The sequence below is a fragment of the Deinococcus carri genome (genome assembly GCF_039545055.1).
GTDB lineage: Bacteria > Deinococcota > Deinococci > Deinococcales > Deinococcaceae > Deinococcus > Deinococcus carri.
In genome coordinates, this window is the sequence record NZ_BAABRP010000011.1 from 45,694 (window position 1) to 63,657 (window position 17,964).

The window sequence follows — 17,964 nt, forward strand, 5'->3', positions numbered from 1 at the left end:
CGCGTGTCCGCCTCTCCCCTGGACTCCGCCTCACGCCTCGCGGTCGGGTGCCCCCCCGTCCAGTTCCTGCTGCAACTGCCGCAGCAGCCCGACCACACGTTTGCGGCGTGAGGCGTCCAGCCGGTCGAGCTGCCGGACACCCAGCCGCCCGCGCACGTCCGCCGCAAGGGTGCGCCAGGCCTTGCCCTGATGCGTGTCGACCAGTCCGGTCAGTTCCTTGAAGGAGGCCCCGGCGAGGGCCTTTTCCAGCAACTCCGCCCGCAGTTCCTCGTCGGTCTGGCGGTGAATCAGCAGGGCGCTGCGGCCCGCGACCCGGCCCTCGCGGACCGCCGTCAGCAGGTCGTCCGGCAGTTGCAGCAGGGGCAGGTGGTTGGTGGCATACGATTCCCAGGTCAGGGTTCCGAGCTGCTGGAACAGCCGCCGCAGCGCCGCCGTCTCCTCCGGGAACTGCTCCGGCGCATTCCGCAGCGTGTGCAGCCGCCGCCCGATCTCCTGGGCCAGACTGGAGGTCATGACGTGCTCGCCCGCCGCCAGGCCCAGGGCCTCCTGCACCAGCAGCAGCCGGTAGCTGGCCTCGTCCACCGGGTCCAGGTCCTCGCGTTGCAGGTTCTCGACCGCACTCAGCCGCCGCGCCTCCGGGTCATCCAGATTCACGATCAGGCAGGGAAGGGTGCGGGGTGCTTCCCCCTCCAGCGTGCCGACTTCCTCCGGCGTCAGGGCCAGGGCCGCCCCCACGTCGGGGTCGGAGGCCCGCCAGCGGCGCTCCCCGGCGATGATCTCGTAGTGGCCGCCCTGGGTGGGATGGGGCCGGACCACCAGATTCTGCCGCACGCCCTCAGCGCGGACACTCCGGGCCAGGGCCAGCAGCCCCGCGCGGTCGAAGCTGCGGCGCGGCTGCCACGGGGCCGGCACCAGTTGCTCGCGCCGCAGCTGGCGCAGTGTCCCCTGCGCTGCCACCTGATTCAGGCCGCCTCCCAGCAGATCCTCACGCGCCACGTGCGCCTCCCACGGCCTGCAAGAACCGCTCGGCCACGCCCAGCACCTCGGCCCGGCCCTCCCCCTGATCGAGCTGGGACACGGGGACGCCCCGTTCCATCGCGGCCGGATAGAGGCCCGGCCGGTGCTTGATGATGCCCAGGGTGCCGCCGAACTGCTGCTCGATCTCGGCCATGTACCGCCGGGCCAGGACCGTATTCGGGGCCTGCGTAATGATCGGCGGCAGCACCTGCAACCCCGGATTGAGGCGCTGGTAATGCCCCTTCTCGACCCGCGAACGAATGAACGTGCCGGCGCGCAGACCCTTGCGGTTGGGCGGAATGGGCAGCAGGACCCGGTCCGCCGCGAGCAGGGCCAGCGTCGCCATATCGCCCAGGGTCGGGTTGGTGTCGATCAGGACAAAGTCGTACTGCCCACCGGCCCGCACCTCGTCGAGGGCATAGCGCAGCCCCACGACCATGCTGACGTCCGCCTTGAGTTCCTTTTCCAGGTTGTAGAGGGTGATGCTGCTGGGAATCAGGTCGAAGCCGAAGGTGGGCTGCGGTGGTGGAAGGCTGCCCGTGCCCAGCACCGCCGGGCCGATGGTCCAGGCGAACGAGTCGTCGGCATTCTCGAACTGCTCGTCGATGTCCACTCCCAGACTGACGCTGAGATCGGCCTGATGGTCGGCGTCGATCAGCAGCACCCGCTGGCCGAGCAGCGACAGCGCGGCGCTGAGGTCGCGGGCGGTGGCACTCTTGCCCACTCCGCCGGCATAGCTATGAATCGTGGTAATCAGCGTCATGGGTTCTCCTGGCAACTTAGAATCACGTGATTCTAACCTGTCTGCTACGCCCCGTAGAATCACGGGATTCTAGATAGGTCCCGCGCTTCCCCGGTGCGGAGGAGGAACAGCAGCCCTGCTGATGGTCTGCGCACCTCTGCTGGCGGGAATTCCGTGTGCGCACTGTTCTTCCTCCGACCTTGAGAACGTATAGTACTGGTCTATGAAGAACAGCTTGATGGTTGTGACTCTGGCGCTCGGACTGACCGCTTGCAGCACCACCGGCCCTCGGGCGGCGGAGCCGGTGAATGTGACGGTACTGGCCGTCAACGACTTCCACGGGGGACTGGAACCCAGCAGCTTCGCGGGGGTGCAGGTGCCCAAGGAGGACGGCACGGGAACGACGGGGCTGACGGCGGGGGGCATCAAGGCCATTGGCGGCGAACTGGCCGAGGCCCGCAAGCAGAATCCCAATACCATCTTCGTGGGTGGGGGTGACCTGATCGGGGCCAGCCCAGCCACGTCGAGCCTGCTGCGCGACGAACCCAGCGTCATCGCCCTCTCGAAACTGGGCATGAAGGCCAGCGCCCTGGGCAATCATGAGTTCGATCAGGGCGTGAAGGAACTGCTGCGAATGCAAAATGGCGGCTGCGATTCCAACGCGCCCGACAAGGCCTGCAAATTCGAGGCGAACTATCCCGGCGCGAGCTTCAAGTGGCTTGGGGCCAACGTGGTCTACACCGCGGGGGGCAGCAATCCCTTCCAGCCCTATTACATCGAGAACATCGGCGGGGCCAGGATTGGCTTTATCGGCGCGGTTCTCAAGGAAACCCCGACCATCGTTTCCCCGGCGGGCGTGGCGGGCCTGTCCTTCCTGGACGAGGCGACCTCGATCAACAAATACGTTCCTGTCCTGAAGTCGCAGAACGTGGACGCCATCATCGTGCTGATTCACCAGGGCGGCGTCATCAAGGAGGGGTCCACTGCCAAGTTCGACACCGTGGGCTGTCAGGACCTGACAGGAGACATCATCCCGATTGCTCAGAAGATCGATCCGGCAGTGAGTGCCATCATCAGCGGTCATACCCATCAGGGCTACAACTGCGTGGTTCCCGACCCCAACGGCAAGCCCCGCATCGTGATCGAGGGGGAAGTCTCGGGGCACCTGCTCCAGCGCCTCGATCTGGTGGTGGACAAGGCCAACCACACCGTTCAGGAGGTCAAGGCCCGGAACGTGGTCGTCAACTACACCGCCCGCAAGGCTGCCGGGACGCTCGACAGCAGCATGACGGCCATCGTGACGGCCGCCAGGGCCAAGACGGATGAGGTGAAAAACCAGTTCGTCACCAATCTGGGCGTCAGCCAGATCAAGCGCGCGGCCGACCGCGCCAGCGAATCAGCGCTGGGCGACGTGATCGCCGACGCGCAACTGGCGGCGACCCAGGCCCAGGGCGCGCAGATCGCCTTTATGAACCCCGGCGGGATTCGCAAGGACCTCCCTGACGCCACCAAACTCAAGCCGGGGAACGCCGTGAACTTCGGGGACGTGTTCGATGTGCAGCCTTTCGGCAACACCATGGTCGTGATGGACCTGACCGGGTCGCAGATCAAGGCTCTGCTGGAACAGCAGACCACCGGAAACAACGCGGGAACCAACGCCAAGCTCCTTCAGGTTTCCGCGGGCTTCTCTTACACCCTGAACCTGACGGCCCCCGAGGGTGCGCGGGTGTCGAACCTGAAGCTGAACGGCCAGCCGCTCGGGGAGAACACCACCTACCGCGTCGCCATGAACTCCTTCCTGTCGACCGGTGGCGACAACTTCACGGTCTTCAAGCAGGGCACGAATGTCGTGCAGCTTCCCGGCCTGGTGGATGTGGACGCGCTGGTGAATTACCTGAAGGCGAACGGTGCCAGCCTGAACGGGACCGTGCAGGGCCGCATCACCATCATCAAGTAAGCCCGTCTGCCCTGGCACTCCCGGTCAAGCGGGGGTGCCTTTTTGCTGGCTCTGGAGGGAGAAACAGGTTCTTGCGTGGCTGAACGACCTCCGCTCCCACGCCACCAACCCGGCCTGTCTGGAAATAGGAGAGAGGCGCGGCAGCCCAAGCCATAGGCAGACGAAGAAGAGCGGGAGGTGCTATCCACTCCCCCCGCTTGCAGGCAGCGCGGCCCGTCTGCAAGCGGGCACTCCTCCCGCTGGGGAGTCAAGCGGGTATGACTCTGGGGCTATGCCCTGCCGGGCCAACGCGAGAGGCCGACGTCCAGCCGCCCGGCCCGCCTGCCTCTCGCCACACTTCCCCTGCCGAATCCGCCAGACCTGCACGCCCCGCTCTTGCAGGAGCTTGTCTGTCGCGGTGTTGTGAGCGTCGCCAGCAGCAGCAGGCGTCGGGGCATGGGCGCAGGCTGCGGGGCGAAGCTGACCGGTTCATCCGACAAAGGGAGGACGGCCCTCATCGGCTCAGGGGCGCACCTGCCACCATGTCAGCGTGTTGCCGTCGCGCACCAGCAGGCGGTCATCCGGGGCAAAGGCCGCGTCGGGCGAGGGCAGGTCGCGGCCACAGCCCCCCTGTCGGTTGAAGCCCTGGGCGAGGGCGTCCGGGGTGGGCAGCCGCTTTCCAGTTTGCAGGTCCGCCAGCGTGTACCCGTACAGCGCCCAGCCGCAGGCGTCCCCGCTTCCCTCGCGCAGCAGGGCCAGGCGACCGTCCGCGCTGAGCGCCGAGATGCCGCGGCCGGAGTTGGGGTCGGTCGTGGTCGGCTTCAGGCGCAGCACTGGCCCCGCCTTCCCCGTGGCCGTGTTCAGCCGCCAGAACTCCATATCCACCGGGTCGCGGTGAGAGTCCTGGGCCTGACTGGACAGGGCCACCCAGCGCCCGTCCGCCGACACCTGCGGGTAAAAGCCGCCCGACCGCCAGCCTGTCTGCCACAGCACCTTCCCAGCGGGGCTGGTGGCAATGAGGCGCTCGCGGTAGAAATCGTTCACGCTGTCCCGGCCACTGGCCTCCCGCAGGAGGACGCGCGAGACGGGAAAGGCGGCATCGGCGGGCAACCTCAGAGGCTGGCCTTTCACCGACCACGCCTGCTCCTGCCCGTTTCGCGGGTTCCAGACCTGGGCGGACACCACGGCCCCGTCGGGGCTGAAAGCGAGCTGCCGGACGTTCCCGCTGGCGTTCCACTGCCCCAGCACCCGGCCCCCGAAGTCATGCACGCGAACCAGATTGTCCTGCGCGGAGGCGAAGCGTTGCTCCCCCCAGGCCGCGAGGGTCGCTGCGGCGATGGGGGAGACGGTCTGAAGTCCCCGCCCACTCAGCACCGCCACCCGCCCGGCCCCGCCGCCCCGCGCCAGCGCCACCAGCGCCCGCCCCCCGCGCAGGGGCACCGAGGCCGTCACCGCCTCGCCCAGCCCGCGCAGAAAGCCCCCGTCGGTGAGGCGGCGCACCTCGGGCACGCTTCCCCGGCGGAGGGTCACGAAGGCCTGCCCGTCCGGGGAAGGCCACGCGCCCCGCAGACCCACCTGGGGCGAGAGGCCCCACACCTGCCGTCCGTCCTCGTGGTAGAGGGCCAGCAGTTGCCCGTCCCGCAGCCCGCCCGTCTGCCCGTTGTAGGCGTTGACGGCCAGCAGCAGGCCGTACCCCGCCGAGGCGTTCCCCACCCAGGCCAGCGTGGGGGAGGTGCCTTCCAGCAGCGTCTGCCCCAGCGAAATGCGCCGCCTCTGCTCGCCCTGCCACACGAACAGGGCTGCGGTCCCGTGCAGGCCATACGTGTCTTCCGGTGTGATCGCCAGCAGGGCCAGCCGCTCCCCGTTGTCATTCAGGGCCAGGGCCACCGGCTTCATCCCGGCGGGCAGGGGCAGGCGGGTGGCCCTGCCCGCCTCCACCCGCACGAGGTCCTGACCCTCCACCCGCGCCCTGATCTGGCCCGCCGGGGTGCAGACCTGCAAGGACAGCCGCGAGGTGGGGCAGGGGTCGTTGGGAAAGGTCTTCCCGCTGCGGGGATTGAGGATGGAGCGCAGCCGCACGGGCCGGTCCTTGCGCCACCCCCGCACCTCCAGCTCCAGGAACTCGCCGCTCATGCCCAGCAGCCTCAGGGCGGGGGCGTCCCCCACCTCCCCCGGCACCGGGAGGACCTGGCGGCCCAGCGGTTTCCCGGTGGCCACCTGCCAGCGCCGCAGTTCCCCGGTGGTGTCCAGCGTGTAGACCTCGCGGCTGTCCGGCGTCCACGCCGCGCCCCCGGCGGGTCCCCACTCCGGCAGCGAGAGGTGGCCGAAGCTGCCTGCCGCGTGGCCCTGAACGGTGAGGGTGCCCGTGAGGCCGGCGGCAGAGGCGACCGGAAGGGCCAGCAGAAGCGAGGTCAGCAGCAGGCGCATGGCCCTTAGCCTGCGGGACGGAAGCTGACGGGGCATGAGGGGGCAGGGCGATGCCACTTGGGGGGTGGCAGGCGCGGCCCTGCCGCCGTCAGGCGCGATGCGGTGCGGGCTGAGGCGAGGCCGGGTCCGGTGGGGATGTCTCTTCTGCTGTGCCGCACAGCCCGTTCAGTGCAGTCTGGGGAGGGTAAAGCCGAAGGTCGCGCCTTCACTGGGCACCCCCTGCGCGAACACCTTGCCGCCGTGCCGGGTGACGATGCGCCGCACGTTCGCCAGCCCCACCCCCGTCCCCTCGAACTCGTCGTGGCGGTGCAGGCGCTGAAACACCCCGAAGAGCTTGTCCCCGTAGCGCGGGTCGAAACCCACCCCGTTGTCCCGCACCGAGACGACCCACTCGTGCGGCTGCTCCTCCGCCCAGACCTCGATGCGGGCGACCTCCCGCGTGCGGGTGTACTTCAGGGCGTTGGCAAGCAGGTTGACCAGCACCTGCCGCAGGGTGTGTGCGTCGCCCGTCACCAGCGGCAGGGGCATGACCTCCCATTCGACCTGCCGGTCGGGCGCGTCCGCCTCCAGCTCGGCGCGGACGCTGCCGACCAGGTCCCCGAGGTCCACCAGCCCCATCTGGAGCGGCAGCCGGGAGGTGCGCGACAGGTCGAGCATCGCGTCGATCAGGGTGTTCATCCGCCCGGTGGCCTCCTCCACGATCCTCAGGTAGCGGGCGGGCTTCTCGTCGAGCGAGTCCCCCAGGGCCTGGCGCAGCAGGTCGTTGAAGCTCCTGATGTGCCGCACGGGCGTGCGCAGGTCGTGCGAGACGCTGTAGGCGAAGGCTTCGAGTTCCTCGTTGGCGGCGGCCAGCTTGCGGCGCTCCTCGGCCAGTTGCGTCACGCCCTGCGCGCCCTCCAGCGCGAGGCCCAGGCTGCGCACGGTCGTCTCGATCACGGCCCGGTCCGCCTCGCTCCAGTGCCGCTCATGAAAGAGCGCCACGCCGAAGATTCCGTAGGGGCTGCCGTTCACGCACACGGGAAACGCCGCGAGCGCCCCGCGCCGGACCTGATAGGTCTCGAAGTGGTCGGTGTGCTGGTCATACTCTTCGAGGTAGTACGGTTCCCGCGTCTGCCAGGGGGTCCACAGGCTGGCGGTTTCCAGCGGGAGGCCGGCTTCCACATGGGCCTGGAAGGCAGGGTCCCGCCGGTCGCCCACCTGGCTCCTGAGGGTCCACTGCCCGCCCGTGGGTTCGTAGTACGCCGCGTAGCCCTCGGGCAGCAGGGACAGCATGACCTCCTGCGCCCGGCGCACCAGCATGTGCGGCTCGGCCTGGGTGCTGAGGTCGCGCGTCAGCTCCGCGAAGCCCTCCAGGGCGCGGGTGCGTGCGGCGAGTTCCGCGTTCTGCTCCCGGAGGTGCCGCGCCGCCTCGGCCCGTTCCAGCGCGAGGCCCAGACTGCGGGCCACCGTTTCGAGCAGGGCGCGGTCCACCGCCGACCAGCGGCGCGGCGCACCGAACAGCCCCAGGCCGAAAACGCCCCGCACCGCGCCCCCGACCACGACCGGCAGGGTGGCGCTGGAACTGACGTGCCGGGTCGTGTCGGGCTGACGGTCGGTGTGGATGTCGTAGACCTCCTGATAGTAGGGTTCGCGCGTCTCGAACGGCACCCGCAGGTTTCCGGCCGCCTCGTAGGGCAGGCCCGCGTCCAGGACCCGTTGCAGCTCCTTGTCGCGCAGGCTGCCCGTCTGGGTCCTGAGCCGCCAGACTGCGCCCTCGGGTTCGTAGTACGTCGCCACACCCTCGGGCAGGAGGGACAGGACGATGTCCTGCGCGCGCCCGACCAGCAGGGCGGGGTCCGGCTCCAGCGTCAGCTCGTGCGACAGCGTCTCGAACGCTTCGAGCACCCGGGTGCGGGCGTTCAGTTCCTCGGTGCGGGCCGCCACCTGGCGCTCCAGCTCGGCCCCGTGTTCCCGCAGCGCGCGCTCGGCGGCCTTGAACGGGCGCAGGTCCTGGAGATACCCCACGACATACTGCTGGTCGCGCTCCTCGTACCGGATCAGGATCAGGTTCAGCGGCACACGCTCGCCGGTCCGCGTGAGCATCTCCTTTTCGTAGGGATCGGACGCGCCCTGCTCGAAGGCCTGGGCAAAGGCCAGCTCGTCGGCCCGGTGGTACTCGGGCGGCGTGAGGGCGGCCCAGTCGATCTCGCCCGCCTCGTACTCGGCGCGCGTGTAGCCCAGCAGCTTCAGGTAGGTATCGTTGACCAGGATCAGACGGCCATCCAGGGCACCCGCGGCGATGCCGACCGGTCCCGCTTCTACCATGCGGCGAAACCGGGCCTCGCTCGTGCGCAGCTCCAGCTCGGTCTGCTGCCGCTGCTGGCGTTCGGCCGCGAGCGTCGCCAGCAGCCGGGTATGCCCCAGGGCCACGGCGCACTGTGCGGCGAGGGTGCGCAGGAGCCGCCGCTCGTCGGCGGAGAAGCCGCGCGGTTCCTCAAAGTCGAGCACCAGAACACCCAGCGCCTGCCCGCCGAGGAACATGGGCAGCACGGCACTCGCGGCGGGCAGGGAGTTCCCCGCACGCCGGCCGGGTTCGGGAGGCGCGCCCAGCAGGGCCTCCGCGTCCTCGAAGAAGAGGGCCTCGTGCCGGGCCAGGGCGTCCCGGGCGAACAAGTGGGAGGGCAGGTCCCGGGCAGCCCCCCTGCGGCCCTGCTGGGCGGCGAGTTCCAGGCTGTCGCCGGCCCCGCCCGTCAGGAAGGCCGTCCCGAGGGCGGCACCGAGCGCGGCGAGGGCAGACCGGAGCACGCTGCCGAGCACCTCCTGCGGCGTGCGGGCGGCAGCGAGCGCCTCGCTGAGATCTTGCAGGCATTCACTCAGGGGAACGCCGACGGGTGAAGGCGCGTCCACTGGGCGCTGTTCGGGCATGACGCGAGGATAGCGTGTGTCGCCCGCCGGCCAGAGCGGGGGCCTGGACGTGCAGGCCGAGCTGCTGTCCGAGGACACACCGCGCTGGGGACGCCTGATGTGCCAGCGGAAGTTCCCCGGCTGAGAGGTCAGGTTTGTCTGTCCCGCTCTCCCTCGCGGGCGTCGTGGAGGTCGGTGACAGAGGGGAGGGGAGAGGCCGGCTGGCCCAGACGGGCGAGGGGTGTCCCGGAGGATTCCTGCTCCAGCGCCGCCCCGGCCACGTCTGCCGGTTGGGGGTGGCCGAACAGATAGCCCTGCCCCAGGTCGCAGTGCAGACCGCGCAGGACATCCAGTTGTCCTGGTGTCTCCACGCCCTCGGCGATCACGGTCAGGTCCAGCGCGTGGGCCATGGTGATCAGGGCTTGCAGCAGCGGAACGCCCGTGCTGTCCATGTCGCGCACGAAGGATCGGTCGATCTTGAGCACCTGCACGGGCAACTGCTGGAGGTAGCTCAGGCTGGAGTACCCGGTCCCGAAATCGTCGAGGGCAAACCGCACGCCCAGCCCATGCAACTCGCGCAGCTTGGCGACCGAACCGTGCAGGTCCGTGATCAGGGCGCTCTCGGTCAGTTCCAGCATCAGCGCGTTGCCAGGTAGCGCGTGGGCGCGCAGGGCCTCCCGGATGGCCCCCACGAAGTCCTCGCGGGCAAACTGGTGGGCCGACACATTGACCGACACGTGCAGCTCTGGAAAAGCCCCGTCCCGCCAGCGTTTCACCTGCCCCAGGGCCTCCTGAAGCACCCAGGCCCCCAGGTCGTGGATCAGGCCGTGTTCCTCGGCGACGGGAATGAACTTGAGGGGCGGGACCGGCCCCAGGACCGGGGACAGCCAGCGCAGCAGGGCCTCGAAGCCCAGGACCCGCTCGTCCCCCAGGCGCACCAGCGGCTGGTAATGCACCTCGAATTCGCCGCGCGTGAGGGCAACCCGCAGCTGCGCGTCGAGCTGCAACTCCTCGGTGGCCGTCTGGTGGCACCGCTCGTCGTAAAACCGCCAGGTGTTCTTGCCCTGTTTCTTGGCCTGGTACATCGCCATATCCGCACACTTCAGGGCGACCACCGGATCGGCGGTGTCCAGGGGGGCCAGGGCCACGCCGATGCTGGCCGTGAGGTGCTGTTCCTGTCCCCCGGCCAGCATCGGCTCCGCGATGGCCGTCAGGAGCGCGGCGGCCACGCTGCCCGCCGCGGCCGCGTCCGGCAGATCCGGGAGGATCACCACGAACTCGTCCCCCCCCGCCCGCGCCACCTGACCCCGGAACCCCACCCCCCGCTGGAGGCGGTCGGCGGCCTCTTGCAACACCTGATCGCCGGCCGCGTGGCCGGCGGAGTCGTTGATCAGCTTCATGCGGTCGAGGTCGATGAAGAGGACCGCGGTCAGGTGGCTCGCCCGCGCGGTGGTCAGGGCGTGACGCAGCGCCACGTCCAGCGCGCCGCGGTTCAGCAGGCCCGTCAGGGGGTCACGCGACGCCTGGTGGGCGAGACGGCGGTGCAGCGCCTGGTTGTCCACCAGCCCCAGCACCTGCCGCACCAGCACGAGCGACGTGACGAGGCCCACGATGGGATCCAGGTCGCCGTCCGCGCCCAGGTGCAGGCTGTGGACGAGAAAGAACAGGGCGTATGTCGTGATGATGGCGGCGTTGGGAAGCAGCAGCCGCCTCATCTCGGGGTAGGCCATCTCGGTGATGGGCCGCGGCCGCGCCCGGATGAGGTCGGGCCGCGCGGCAGTGGCGGCGGCCCCGAAACACACGGCCCCCCAGCTCCACAGCGTGTCCAGCGGGCGGCCCAGCACATACAGCCCCTGGCCCGTCTGGTAGGCATACAGGAGGTTCACGAGCAGGAACAGGAGGAGGCCGGCCATCAGCCACCTCGTCTGCAACCGGGAAAGCTGCGGCGGCCGCCACAGCAGCAGCATCAGCAGCAGCGTGCACAGCAGCAGGTCGGTCAGGGGGTAGGCGAGCGCCACTCCCAGGGGAAAGGGCTGCCCGGCATACGTCTGCACCTTCTGGCGGATGTTCAGGTTCCACAGCAGATCCCCCAGCGCCAGCACGACAATGCTGATGTCGAGGAGGAAACTCACGCTCTGCACCCGCCCGAAGTGGGGGCGGGGAAAGTGCAGGAGGCCGATGAAGAAGCAGGGCACCAGCGCGAGGTAACCGACGTCCGCCAGTGATGGAAAGAGACTGCGGTTCCCCGTGAAGGAGAGCCAGGTGTAGATGATCTGCCCCGCCCCCCAGGCAAAGATGCCAAGCCCCAGCCACAACCACGCGCGCCGGAACGGCCCCCGGTGCTGCCGGGCCGCCTGCCAGGCGAGCAGGGCGCTCAGGGCGTAGATGGGAAAAAAGATCAGGTTGCCGAGGTACACCCGCAGCGTCTGGGGGTGCGCCCCCGTCAGGGTCCACAGGAGATGCAGGCCGGCGAGGACCAGCAGGGTGGCAAACAGGGGCTGCCGAAAGTAGGGGAGGACATTCACGCGCGCAGGTATCCCTCGTCATGGAGTCGTGGAGTGAGGGGGAGCTGGAGAGCAGCCTAGGCTCTGGAGGCTGACAAGGCCCTTACCCTGGCCCGGCGGCCTGCCACGTTCCGGCGGCTGCACCCAGCGCCGCCCCGCTTCATCACACATGCTCCATTAGCTTGATCCCAGTCTCGACAGCTCAATGCAGGCCACAGGGGAACCTGTGGGAAGGGAGGCGTATGCAAAGAAACTGGGGGCTGGTCGGTCTGACCCTGGTCCTGGCCGCGTGCGGTACCCAGAACGGGAACCCCGCTGCGCTGGACAGTGTGGTCGCGGCGACGGGGCAGCTCAGCGCGCAGTCGGTCCTGAGCTGGCAGGCGCTGAGGCAGGGCGACTCGGGCCGCGACGTGGTGACGCTGCAATACCTGTTGCGTCAGGCCGGGCAGACGCTGGCCGCTGACGGTGTGTTCGGCAGCGGCACCGACACGGCGGTCCGCAATTTCCAGCGGGCCAGGGGCCTGGTGGTGGACGGGGTGGTGGGTGGCAACACCTGGGAGGCGCTGATCGTCACGGTGCGCCAGGGCGACAGCAACAACGCCGTGCGGGCCGTGCAGGACCAGTTGCGCAGTGGTTACGGGTACGGGAGCGTGACGGTGGACGGCGTGTTCGGGAGCGGGACCAACACGGCGGTCCGGGATTTCCAGGGCAGGCACGGCCTGGGCGTGGACGGCGTGGTGGGCCTGAACACCTGGCACGCGCTCGTGACGGGAAGCAGCACCGGCGGCACCGGCACCACGGCCAACCTCGCGTCACAGATTCTCGGCAGCAGCCGGATCACGCTGGGGACGAGCAGCAGCACCTCCGGGGGCAGCCCGCGCCAGAACATCGTTGACACCGCGAACGGTCGTCCGGCCCGGCGCGGCTGCGCGAGCGACGCGAACTGCGGCCTCACCGTCGCCCTCAAGCGCTCGATGCTTCAGGGCATGCTGTCGCTGGCGGGCGCGGGGAACTCGTTCTACATCACGTCCATCGCGGGTGGGGTCCATTCCAGCACCTCCGACCACTACGCGGGCCTGGCCTTTGATATCGGCATCTGGAACGGCGTGAGCCTCTCGTCCCCGAACAGCGCGCACACGGCCGCGCGCAACGCCTGCATCGCGGCCGGGTCCGACCCCAGCCAGACCTTCAACGCCTACAACGACCCGACGGGCGGGCACAGCAACCATGTCCACTGCGCCTGGAACTGAGACTCGGTTGCGCCCCCTCGCAGGCATCAGCCAGGCGGGCGGGCAAAGCCGCCCAGCAGAGCGAGAAGCAAGACAGACGGCACGGCGGAGATGGACGCCCCTGCGGCACTTTCTCGTACAGCCGCGCCTCATCCCGTACGACAGGGAGACGAGTTGAACACGTCCATGAATCGCCGTCAGGTGTTGCGGTGGGGAACCTTGCTCGGCGGCAGCCTGGTGCTCGCCAGCTGTGGCCTGAACAAGGTTACGGTGTTCGAGGCTGGCCCTCCCGCCAACGGGCTGGGCGCGCTCGCCGTGTCCTCTCCCGCTATGTCCACCACCACCGACTGGAAGGCGCAGGCCCCCAGGGAAGCGATCACCCTGCTGCCCGCCCGCCCCACGCGCGTGATCGTGCACCACACGGCCAGCGCCAACGTCAGCGACTTCTCGCAGGCGCAGGCGTACACGCTCGCGCGCTCCATCCAGCAGAGCCACTTCGACCGGGGCTGGAGCGATTCCGGCCAGCATTTCACGATCAGCCGCGGTGGGTACGTCATGGAAGGCCGGCACCGCAGCCTGGACGCCGCGCGCGGCGGCACCCAGCATGTGCGGGGTGCCCATTGCGAGGGCTTCAACGACGTGTCGGTCGGCATCGAGAACGAGGGGACCTACATGAGCGCCGCGCCCCCGACCGGGCAGTACGACGCGCTGGTGCGGCTGTGCGCGTGGCTCTGCCAGCAGTACGGCATCCCGGCGACGGAACTGTACGGCCACCGCGACTTCGTGAACACCAGTTGCCCCGGCGATCTGCTGTACGCCCGGCTGCCGCAACTGCGCCGCGATGTGGCCGCGCGGCTGGGCGTGAGTGTGCGTGTCTGGCCCACCACCCGCAGCGGCCAGAGCGGCGAGCGTGTCCGGAGCGTGCAGTTCCTGCTGCGTGCCCGCGGCCAGAACGTGGCGGTGGACGGGGCCTATGGCAGCGGCACGGGCACGGCCGTCAGCGCCTTTCAGACCTCGGCGGGCCTCACGCCGGATACGGTCGTCGGTTCGGCCACCTGGGAGCGGCTGATCCTGACCGTGCGACCGGGTGACAGCGGGGACGCGGTGCGGGGCGTGCAAAGCCAGCTCGCCACCCGGGGCTACGCCGTCACCGTCGATGGTGCCTTCGGCCCCGCGACCGAAAGCGCCGTGAAGAGTTTTCAGACCGCCCAGGCCCTCACCGCGGACGGCGTGGTGGGGCCGAACACCTGGCTGGCCCTCGTCGAATGAGGTCCGGCCCTGCTGGAGGAACAATCATGAACCGACTGCTGTCCACGATCCCGCTGGCCGCCCTCACGTTGCTGGCCCTGTCGTCCTGCGGCTCGCCCACCGCCACCCTGCCTGAACCCGCGCCCACGGACAGCGCGGACGCGCCGATCACGAGCCTCAGCGGCACCAAGCTCAGTGACGCGGTGGCCCGGAGCCGCGTCACCGCTGCGGGCATTCCGGTGGTGTCCAGCGGCAATTGCAGCACGCGCAGCAACTCGTCCTGCACCTCGCTGGAACAGATCAATTCGGGCACGATCGACGGGATCATCACCCTGAAGCAGGCCTCGGGCTGCGCCGTGAACATCACCGGGGGCACCGAGGTCGGGCACGCCAGCGGCACCTACAGCCACTACAACGGGTACAAGGTGGACACCAGCATCACCACCTGCATCAGTGGCTACATCACCCGCAACTTCACGTACATCGGCTTGCGTGGTGACGGTGCGCCGCAGTACCGGAGCGCGGCGGGCAATATCTATGCCAAGGAATCCAACCACTGGGACATCCTGTACTACTGAACAGGGCAGGCGGCGGTGTGGTACGGGGCTGCTTAGGTCCCTGTAGCCTCAGGGGGTGCGGGTCAATCCGGACTACCTCATCACCTTCAATGCCGTGGCCGAGTTCGGCAGCGTCAGCAAGGCCGCCGAGTACCTGAACCTCAGCCAGCCCGCCGTGAGTGGGCAGCTGCGTGCCCTGGCCGGGCTGATCGGCGCGCCGCTGTACACCCGGCGCTCACGGGGCATCACGCTGACGCCGGAGGGGCGCGAACTCCTGCCCCACGCGCAGGCGATCGCGCGCAGCATGCGGCGTGTCACGGAGCTGGCCGGCCCCCACCGCGGCCGCACCCGGGCACACGTCCGCCTGGGCACCTCCTGGACCCTGTCGGGGCATGGAGTCCGCCTCGTCGGGCACTTCCGGGGGGAGCAGCCCAGCACCGACCTGCCTAGCATTGGCCTGCACTCGGGCCACACCCCCCACCTGATCGGCCTCGTGGCGCGGGGAGAATTGGACGCCGCGCTGACGGTCGATGCCAGCCAGACCCTGCCCGAGGGCCTGGAGGCGCGGCGGTTCTCCAGTGAGGATCTGCGCCTGATCGTGTGGCCGGAACACCCTCTGGCCCGCGAGGGCTACGTGGCCCCCACTGCGCTGAGAAACGAGACGCTGCTGCTGCCCATGCCGGAGTCGAGTGTCCGCAAGCGGGCGGCGCGGCTGCTGGAAACGGCCGGCGTCACCCCACGGGGGCAACTGGAACTCGGCGGGTTCCTGGCGGTCAAGGCCGCGCTGCATACGGGTCTGGGCGTGGCGATTCTGCCCAGGAGCATGGTGGGGCCTGAGGTGGAACACGGGCTGCTGGTTAGCCTCGGCCTGGAGGCCCCGGACGTCACCCTCGGGTATCACGTGGTCTCCGCCCCACGCGCGCTGCTGCCCCAGGCAGTGACGGCTGTCCTTGACGCACTCTGACCCCGCATGGCGGATGAGCAGTGGCGGCCGGAATATCACTTCCGGTTATGTCATAGATAGTACTTTCCGATACCCCGATGACAGCCCTTGAAGGGGACCGGGGCGGGGGGTAGGTTCCTTCCAGCAAGAAGGCCGGCGGCCGCAAAAAGGCCCCACGGCCCTGGAGGGAACATGTACTTCAAGCGCATCTACGACCCCGACCTCGCCCAGGCGTCCTACCTGATCGGCTGCCAGCAGAACGGCACGGCGCTCGCCGTCGATCCCGTGCGTGACGTGCAGCGGTATCTCGACCTGGCCGACCAGGAGGGGCTGCGGATCGTCGCGGTGACGGAAACGCACATCCACGCCGACTACCTCAGCGGCAGCCGCGAACTCGCCGGGCGCACCGGGGCGACGCTGTACCTCAGCGCCGAGGGAGGCCCCGACTGGCAGTACGCTTTTCCCCACGTGGGGCTGCGCGACGGGCAGGACATCCGCCTCGGCAACGTCACGGTCAGGGCTGTCCACACGCCGGGGCATACCCCCGAGCATCTCAGCTTTCTGGTGACCGATGGGGCGCGGGCGGAGCAGCCCGTCCTCTTCCTGACCGGCGACTTCGTCTTCGTGGGCGACCTCGGCCGCCCCGACCTGCTCGACGAGGCGGCGGGCGGGCAGGACACCCGCTTCGGCGGGGCGCGGCAGCTGTTCACCAGCCTGCGGGCAAAGTTCCTCACCCTGCCCGACTACGTCCAGGTCTGGCCCGGCCACGGCTCGGGCAGCGCCTGCGGCAAGGCGCTGGGGGCGGTGGAGAGCACCACCGTCGGCTACGAACGCCGCTTTGCCTGGTGGGCGGATGCCGCCCGAGATGATGATGTGGAAGCCTTTACCCGCGAACTGCTGGAGGGCCAGCCGGACGCGCCGCTGTACTACGGCCGCATGAAGCGGGAGAACCGGGTCGGGCCGGCCCTGCTGGGCGACGTGCAGGCCCTCGCGCCCCTCTCCCACCACGAGCTGAAAAACGCCCTGCACCACGGGGTGCGGCTGCTCGACACGCGGCCCCGAGAGGTGTTCCAGGCAGGCGCTGTGCCCGGCAGCCTCCACCTGCCGGCGGGCCGGACCTTCGAGACGTGGGCCGGCTGGCTGCTCGACCCGGATAAGACCTATGTGCTGTTTGCCCGCAGCCCCGAGCAGGCCGAGGACCTCCGCCGCCGGCTGTGGATGACCGGCATCGACCGGGTCGCCGGGTACGTCGGGGACTTTGGCGGACTGAAGCTCGAACCGCAGGCCGCGACGCCCCTCGCGGAACTGGGCGACCTCCGCCAGGCCTTCGTGCTCGACGTGCGCGCCCGCCGCGAGTACGAGGCCGGGCACATCGAGGGGGCCACGCAGCTCCACGCGGGCCGTCTGCTTCAGAACCTGGGCCGTATTCCCCGGGATCGGCCAGTCGTGGTCCACTGCCAGGGTGGGGCGCGCAGCGCGGCCGCGGTGAGTGTCCTGCGCGCCGAGGGCTTTGACAACATTATCGATCTGGACGGCGGGTACGCCGCCTACGCCCGGCGGGCGGCGACGGTCCGCCCGTGATCCTCGCGTGGCTCGGCGCGGTCGCCATCGGGCTGAGCCTGGGGCTGCTCGGCTCCGGCGGCAGCATCCTCACGGTGCCCGTGCTGGTGTACCTCGTGGGCGAGGACCCCAAACGGGCGATCACCGAGAGCCTCGCCATCGTCGGGCTGATCGCCCTGGTCAGCGCGCTGTCCTGCGTCCAGCAGCGCCGCATCGACGGGCGCGCGGTGCTGCTGTTCGGGTTACCCGGCCTGCTGGGCACCTCGCTGGGGACGGCCCTGGGCCACGCCCTGCCCGCCGCGGTGCAGCTCCTGATCTTCGCTGCCGTGATGCTCATTGCCGCTACGCGCATGTTTCGGCCGGCTCCCGCAGGCCATGCGCCGCCCCGCCCCGGGTGGCAGGTGCTGCTCGCCGGTCTGGGCGTGGGTGTTCTCACGGGCGTGGTGGGTGTGGGGGGCGGCTTTCTGATCCTGCCCGCCCTGGTCCTGCTGCTGGGGCTGCCCATGGCGCGGGCGGTGGGCACCAGCCTGGTCCTCATCGCGCTCAACGCGGCCCTGGGCTTTGCCCTGCACGTGCGGGCCGCGCCCGGGGGCCTACACTGGGACCTGATCGCCCTGCTCGGCGGTATCGGTGTGCTGGGCAGCCTCGCGGGCAGCCGCCTCTCCCGGCAGCTCTCCCAGAACGCCCTGCGGCGGTCCTTCGCGGGATTCCTGGTGGTGCTGGGCACGTACATTCTGTGCACCAGCGCACCCGGAGCCTTCGCGCAGACCCGGACCCCCACGGTGCAGGTCACCTCGCTGCGTCCCTGACCGCCCCGCCCTCACCCCCCACTCCCACCGTCAGGCGGGTTGTGGTTCGGCAGGGCAGCCCCGGCCTGCACCGGAGGCGGACCGCCGCCCGCACTCATGAGCATTTGAC

The 17,964-nt window shown here is 69.7% G+C and carries 12 protein-coding genes; 7 read left to right on the forward strand and 5 right to left on the reverse strand.

Going from position 1 to position 17,964, the window contains the following annotated elements:
- Positions 1-30: 30 nt before the first annotated feature.
- Both ABEA67_RS13360 and ABEA67_RS13365 read right to left on the reverse strand, forming a co-directional pair.
- Positions 31-996 carry a ParB/RepB/Spo0J family partition protein gene (locus tag ABEA67_RS13360; RefSeq protein ID WP_345465969.1) on the reverse strand — a complete coding sequence of 322 codons (966 nt, stop codon included), beginning with the start codon at positions 994-996 and terminating at the stop codon, positions 31-33.
- The gene (locus ABEA67_RS13365; protein WP_345465971.1) at positions 986-1,780 is read right to left on the reverse strand and encodes a ParA family protein; all 795 of its coding nucleotides are present in this window, start codon (positions 1,778-1,780) and stop codon (positions 986-988) included. The genes ABEA67_RS13360 and ABEA67_RS13365 overlap by 11 nt, the downstream gene beginning before the upstream one ends.
- Before the next feature lie 202 nt (positions 1,781-1,982).
- Between ABEA67_RS13365 and ABEA67_RS13370 the strand changes: the two genes are divergently transcribed.
- Positions 1,983-3,716, forward strand: a complete 1,734-nt coding sequence (locus tag ABEA67_RS13370) for a bifunctional metallophosphatase/5'-nucleotidase (RefSeq protein ID WP_345465973.1) — start codon at positions 1,983-1,985, stop codon at positions 3,714-3,716.
- A 501-nt stretch (positions 3,717-4,217) separates the two neighbouring features.
- Here ABEA67_RS13370 and ABEA67_RS13375 read toward each other — a convergent pair.
- The 3 genes from ABEA67_RS13375 to ABEA67_RS13385 all read right to left on the reverse strand — a co-directional run bounded on the left by ABEA67_RS13375 (position 4,218) and on the right by ABEA67_RS13385 (position 11,530).
- Positions 4,218-6,122 carry a WD40 repeat domain-containing protein gene (locus ABEA67_RS13375; RefSeq protein ID WP_345465975.1) on the reverse strand — a complete coding sequence of 635 codons (1,905 nt, stop codon included), beginning with the start codon at positions 6,120-6,122 and terminating at the stop codon, positions 4,218-4,220.
- A 165-nt stretch (positions 6,123-6,287) separates the two neighbouring features.
- Complete coding sequence (locus tag ABEA67_RS13380; protein ID WP_345465978.1) at positions 6,288-9,026, reverse strand: GAF domain-containing protein; 2,739 nt, start codon at positions 9,024-9,026, stop codon at positions 6,288-6,290.
- Positions 9,027-9,154: 128 nt separating this feature from the next.
- Positions 9,155-11,530, reverse strand: coding sequence for a putative bifunctional diguanylate cyclase/phosphodiesterase (locus ABEA67_RS13385; RefSeq protein ID WP_345465980.1), 2,376 nt, complete (start codon positions 11,528-11,530; stop codon positions 9,155-9,157).
- A gap of 221 nt (positions 11,531-11,751) precedes the next feature.
- Between ABEA67_RS13385 and ABEA67_RS13390 the strand changes: the two genes are divergently transcribed.
- From ABEA67_RS13390 to ABEA67_RS13415, 6 genes are all read left to right on the forward strand, one after another.
- Entirely contained in the window at positions 11,752-12,759 is a 1,008-nt protein-coding gene (locus ABEA67_RS13390; RefSeq protein ID WP_345465982.1) for a peptidoglycan-binding domain-containing protein, read from the forward strand.
- 165 nt (positions 12,760-12,924) lie between these two features.
- Positions 12,925-14,007: a peptidoglycan recognition protein family protein gene (locus ABEA67_RS13395; RefSeq protein ID WP_345465984.1), complete on the forward strand. Its 1,083-nt coding sequence runs from the start codon at positions 12,925-12,927 to the stop codon at positions 14,005-14,007.
- 26 nt (positions 14,008-14,033) lie between these two features.
- The gene (locus ABEA67_RS13400) at positions 14,034-14,564 is read left to right on the forward strand and encodes a hypothetical protein (protein ID WP_345465986.1); all 531 of its coding nucleotides are present in this window, start codon (positions 14,034-14,036) and stop codon (positions 14,562-14,564) included.
- A 55-nt stretch (positions 14,565-14,619) separates the two neighbouring features.
- Complete coding sequence (locus ABEA67_RS13405; protein ID WP_345465988.1) at positions 14,620-15,507, forward strand: LysR family transcriptional regulator; 888 nt, start codon at positions 14,620-14,622, stop codon at positions 15,505-15,507.
- Between the two features lie 171 nt (positions 15,508-15,678).
- Positions 15,679-17,067, forward strand: a complete 1,389-nt coding sequence (locus tag ABEA67_RS13410; protein ID WP_345465990.1) for an MBL fold metallo-hydrolase — start codon at positions 15,679-15,681, stop codon at positions 17,065-17,067.
- Entirely contained in the window at positions 17,064-17,855 is a 792-nt protein-coding gene (locus tag ABEA67_RS13415) for a sulfite exporter TauE/SafE family protein (RefSeq protein WP_345465993.1), read from the forward strand. Before ABEA67_RS13410 ends, ABEA67_RS13415 begins: the two co-directional genes overlap by 4 nt.
- Positions 17,856-17,964 lie beyond the last annotated feature (109 nt).

Bases quoted from the DNA above. Each gene is read 5' to 3' on its own strand.
- ABEA67_RS13365 (WP_345465971.1), bottom strand. From the start codon at position 1,780: ATGACGCTGATTACCACGATTCATAGCTATGCCGGCGGAGTGGGCAAG.
- ABEA67_RS13370 (WP_345465973.1), top strand. From the start codon at position 1,983: ATGAAGAACAGCTTGATGGTTGTGACTCTGGCGCTCGGACTGACCGCT.
- ABEA67_RS13375 (WP_345465975.1), bottom strand. From the start codon at position 6,122: ATGCGCCTGCTGCTGACCTCGCTTCTGCTGGCCCTTCCGGTCGCCTCT.
- ABEA67_RS13380 (WP_345465978.1), bottom strand. From the start codon at position 9,026: ATGCCCGAACAGCGCCCAGTGGACGCGCCTTCACCCGTCGGCGTTCCC.
- ABEA67_RS13390 (WP_345465982.1), top strand. From the start codon at position 11,752: ATGCAAAGAAACTGGGGGCTGGTCGGTCTGACCCTGGTCCTGGCCGCG.
- ABEA67_RS13395 (WP_345465984.1), top strand. From the start codon at position 12,925: ATGAATCGCCGTCAGGTGTTGCGGTGGGGAACCTTGCTCGGCGGCAGC.
- ABEA67_RS13400 (WP_345465986.1), top strand. From the start codon at position 14,034: ATGAACCGACTGCTGTCCACGATCCCGCTGGCCGCCCTCACGTTGCTG.
- ABEA67_RS13410 (WP_345465990.1), top strand. From the start codon at position 15,679: ATGTACTTCAAGCGCATCTACGACCCCGACCTCGCCCAGGCGTCCTAC.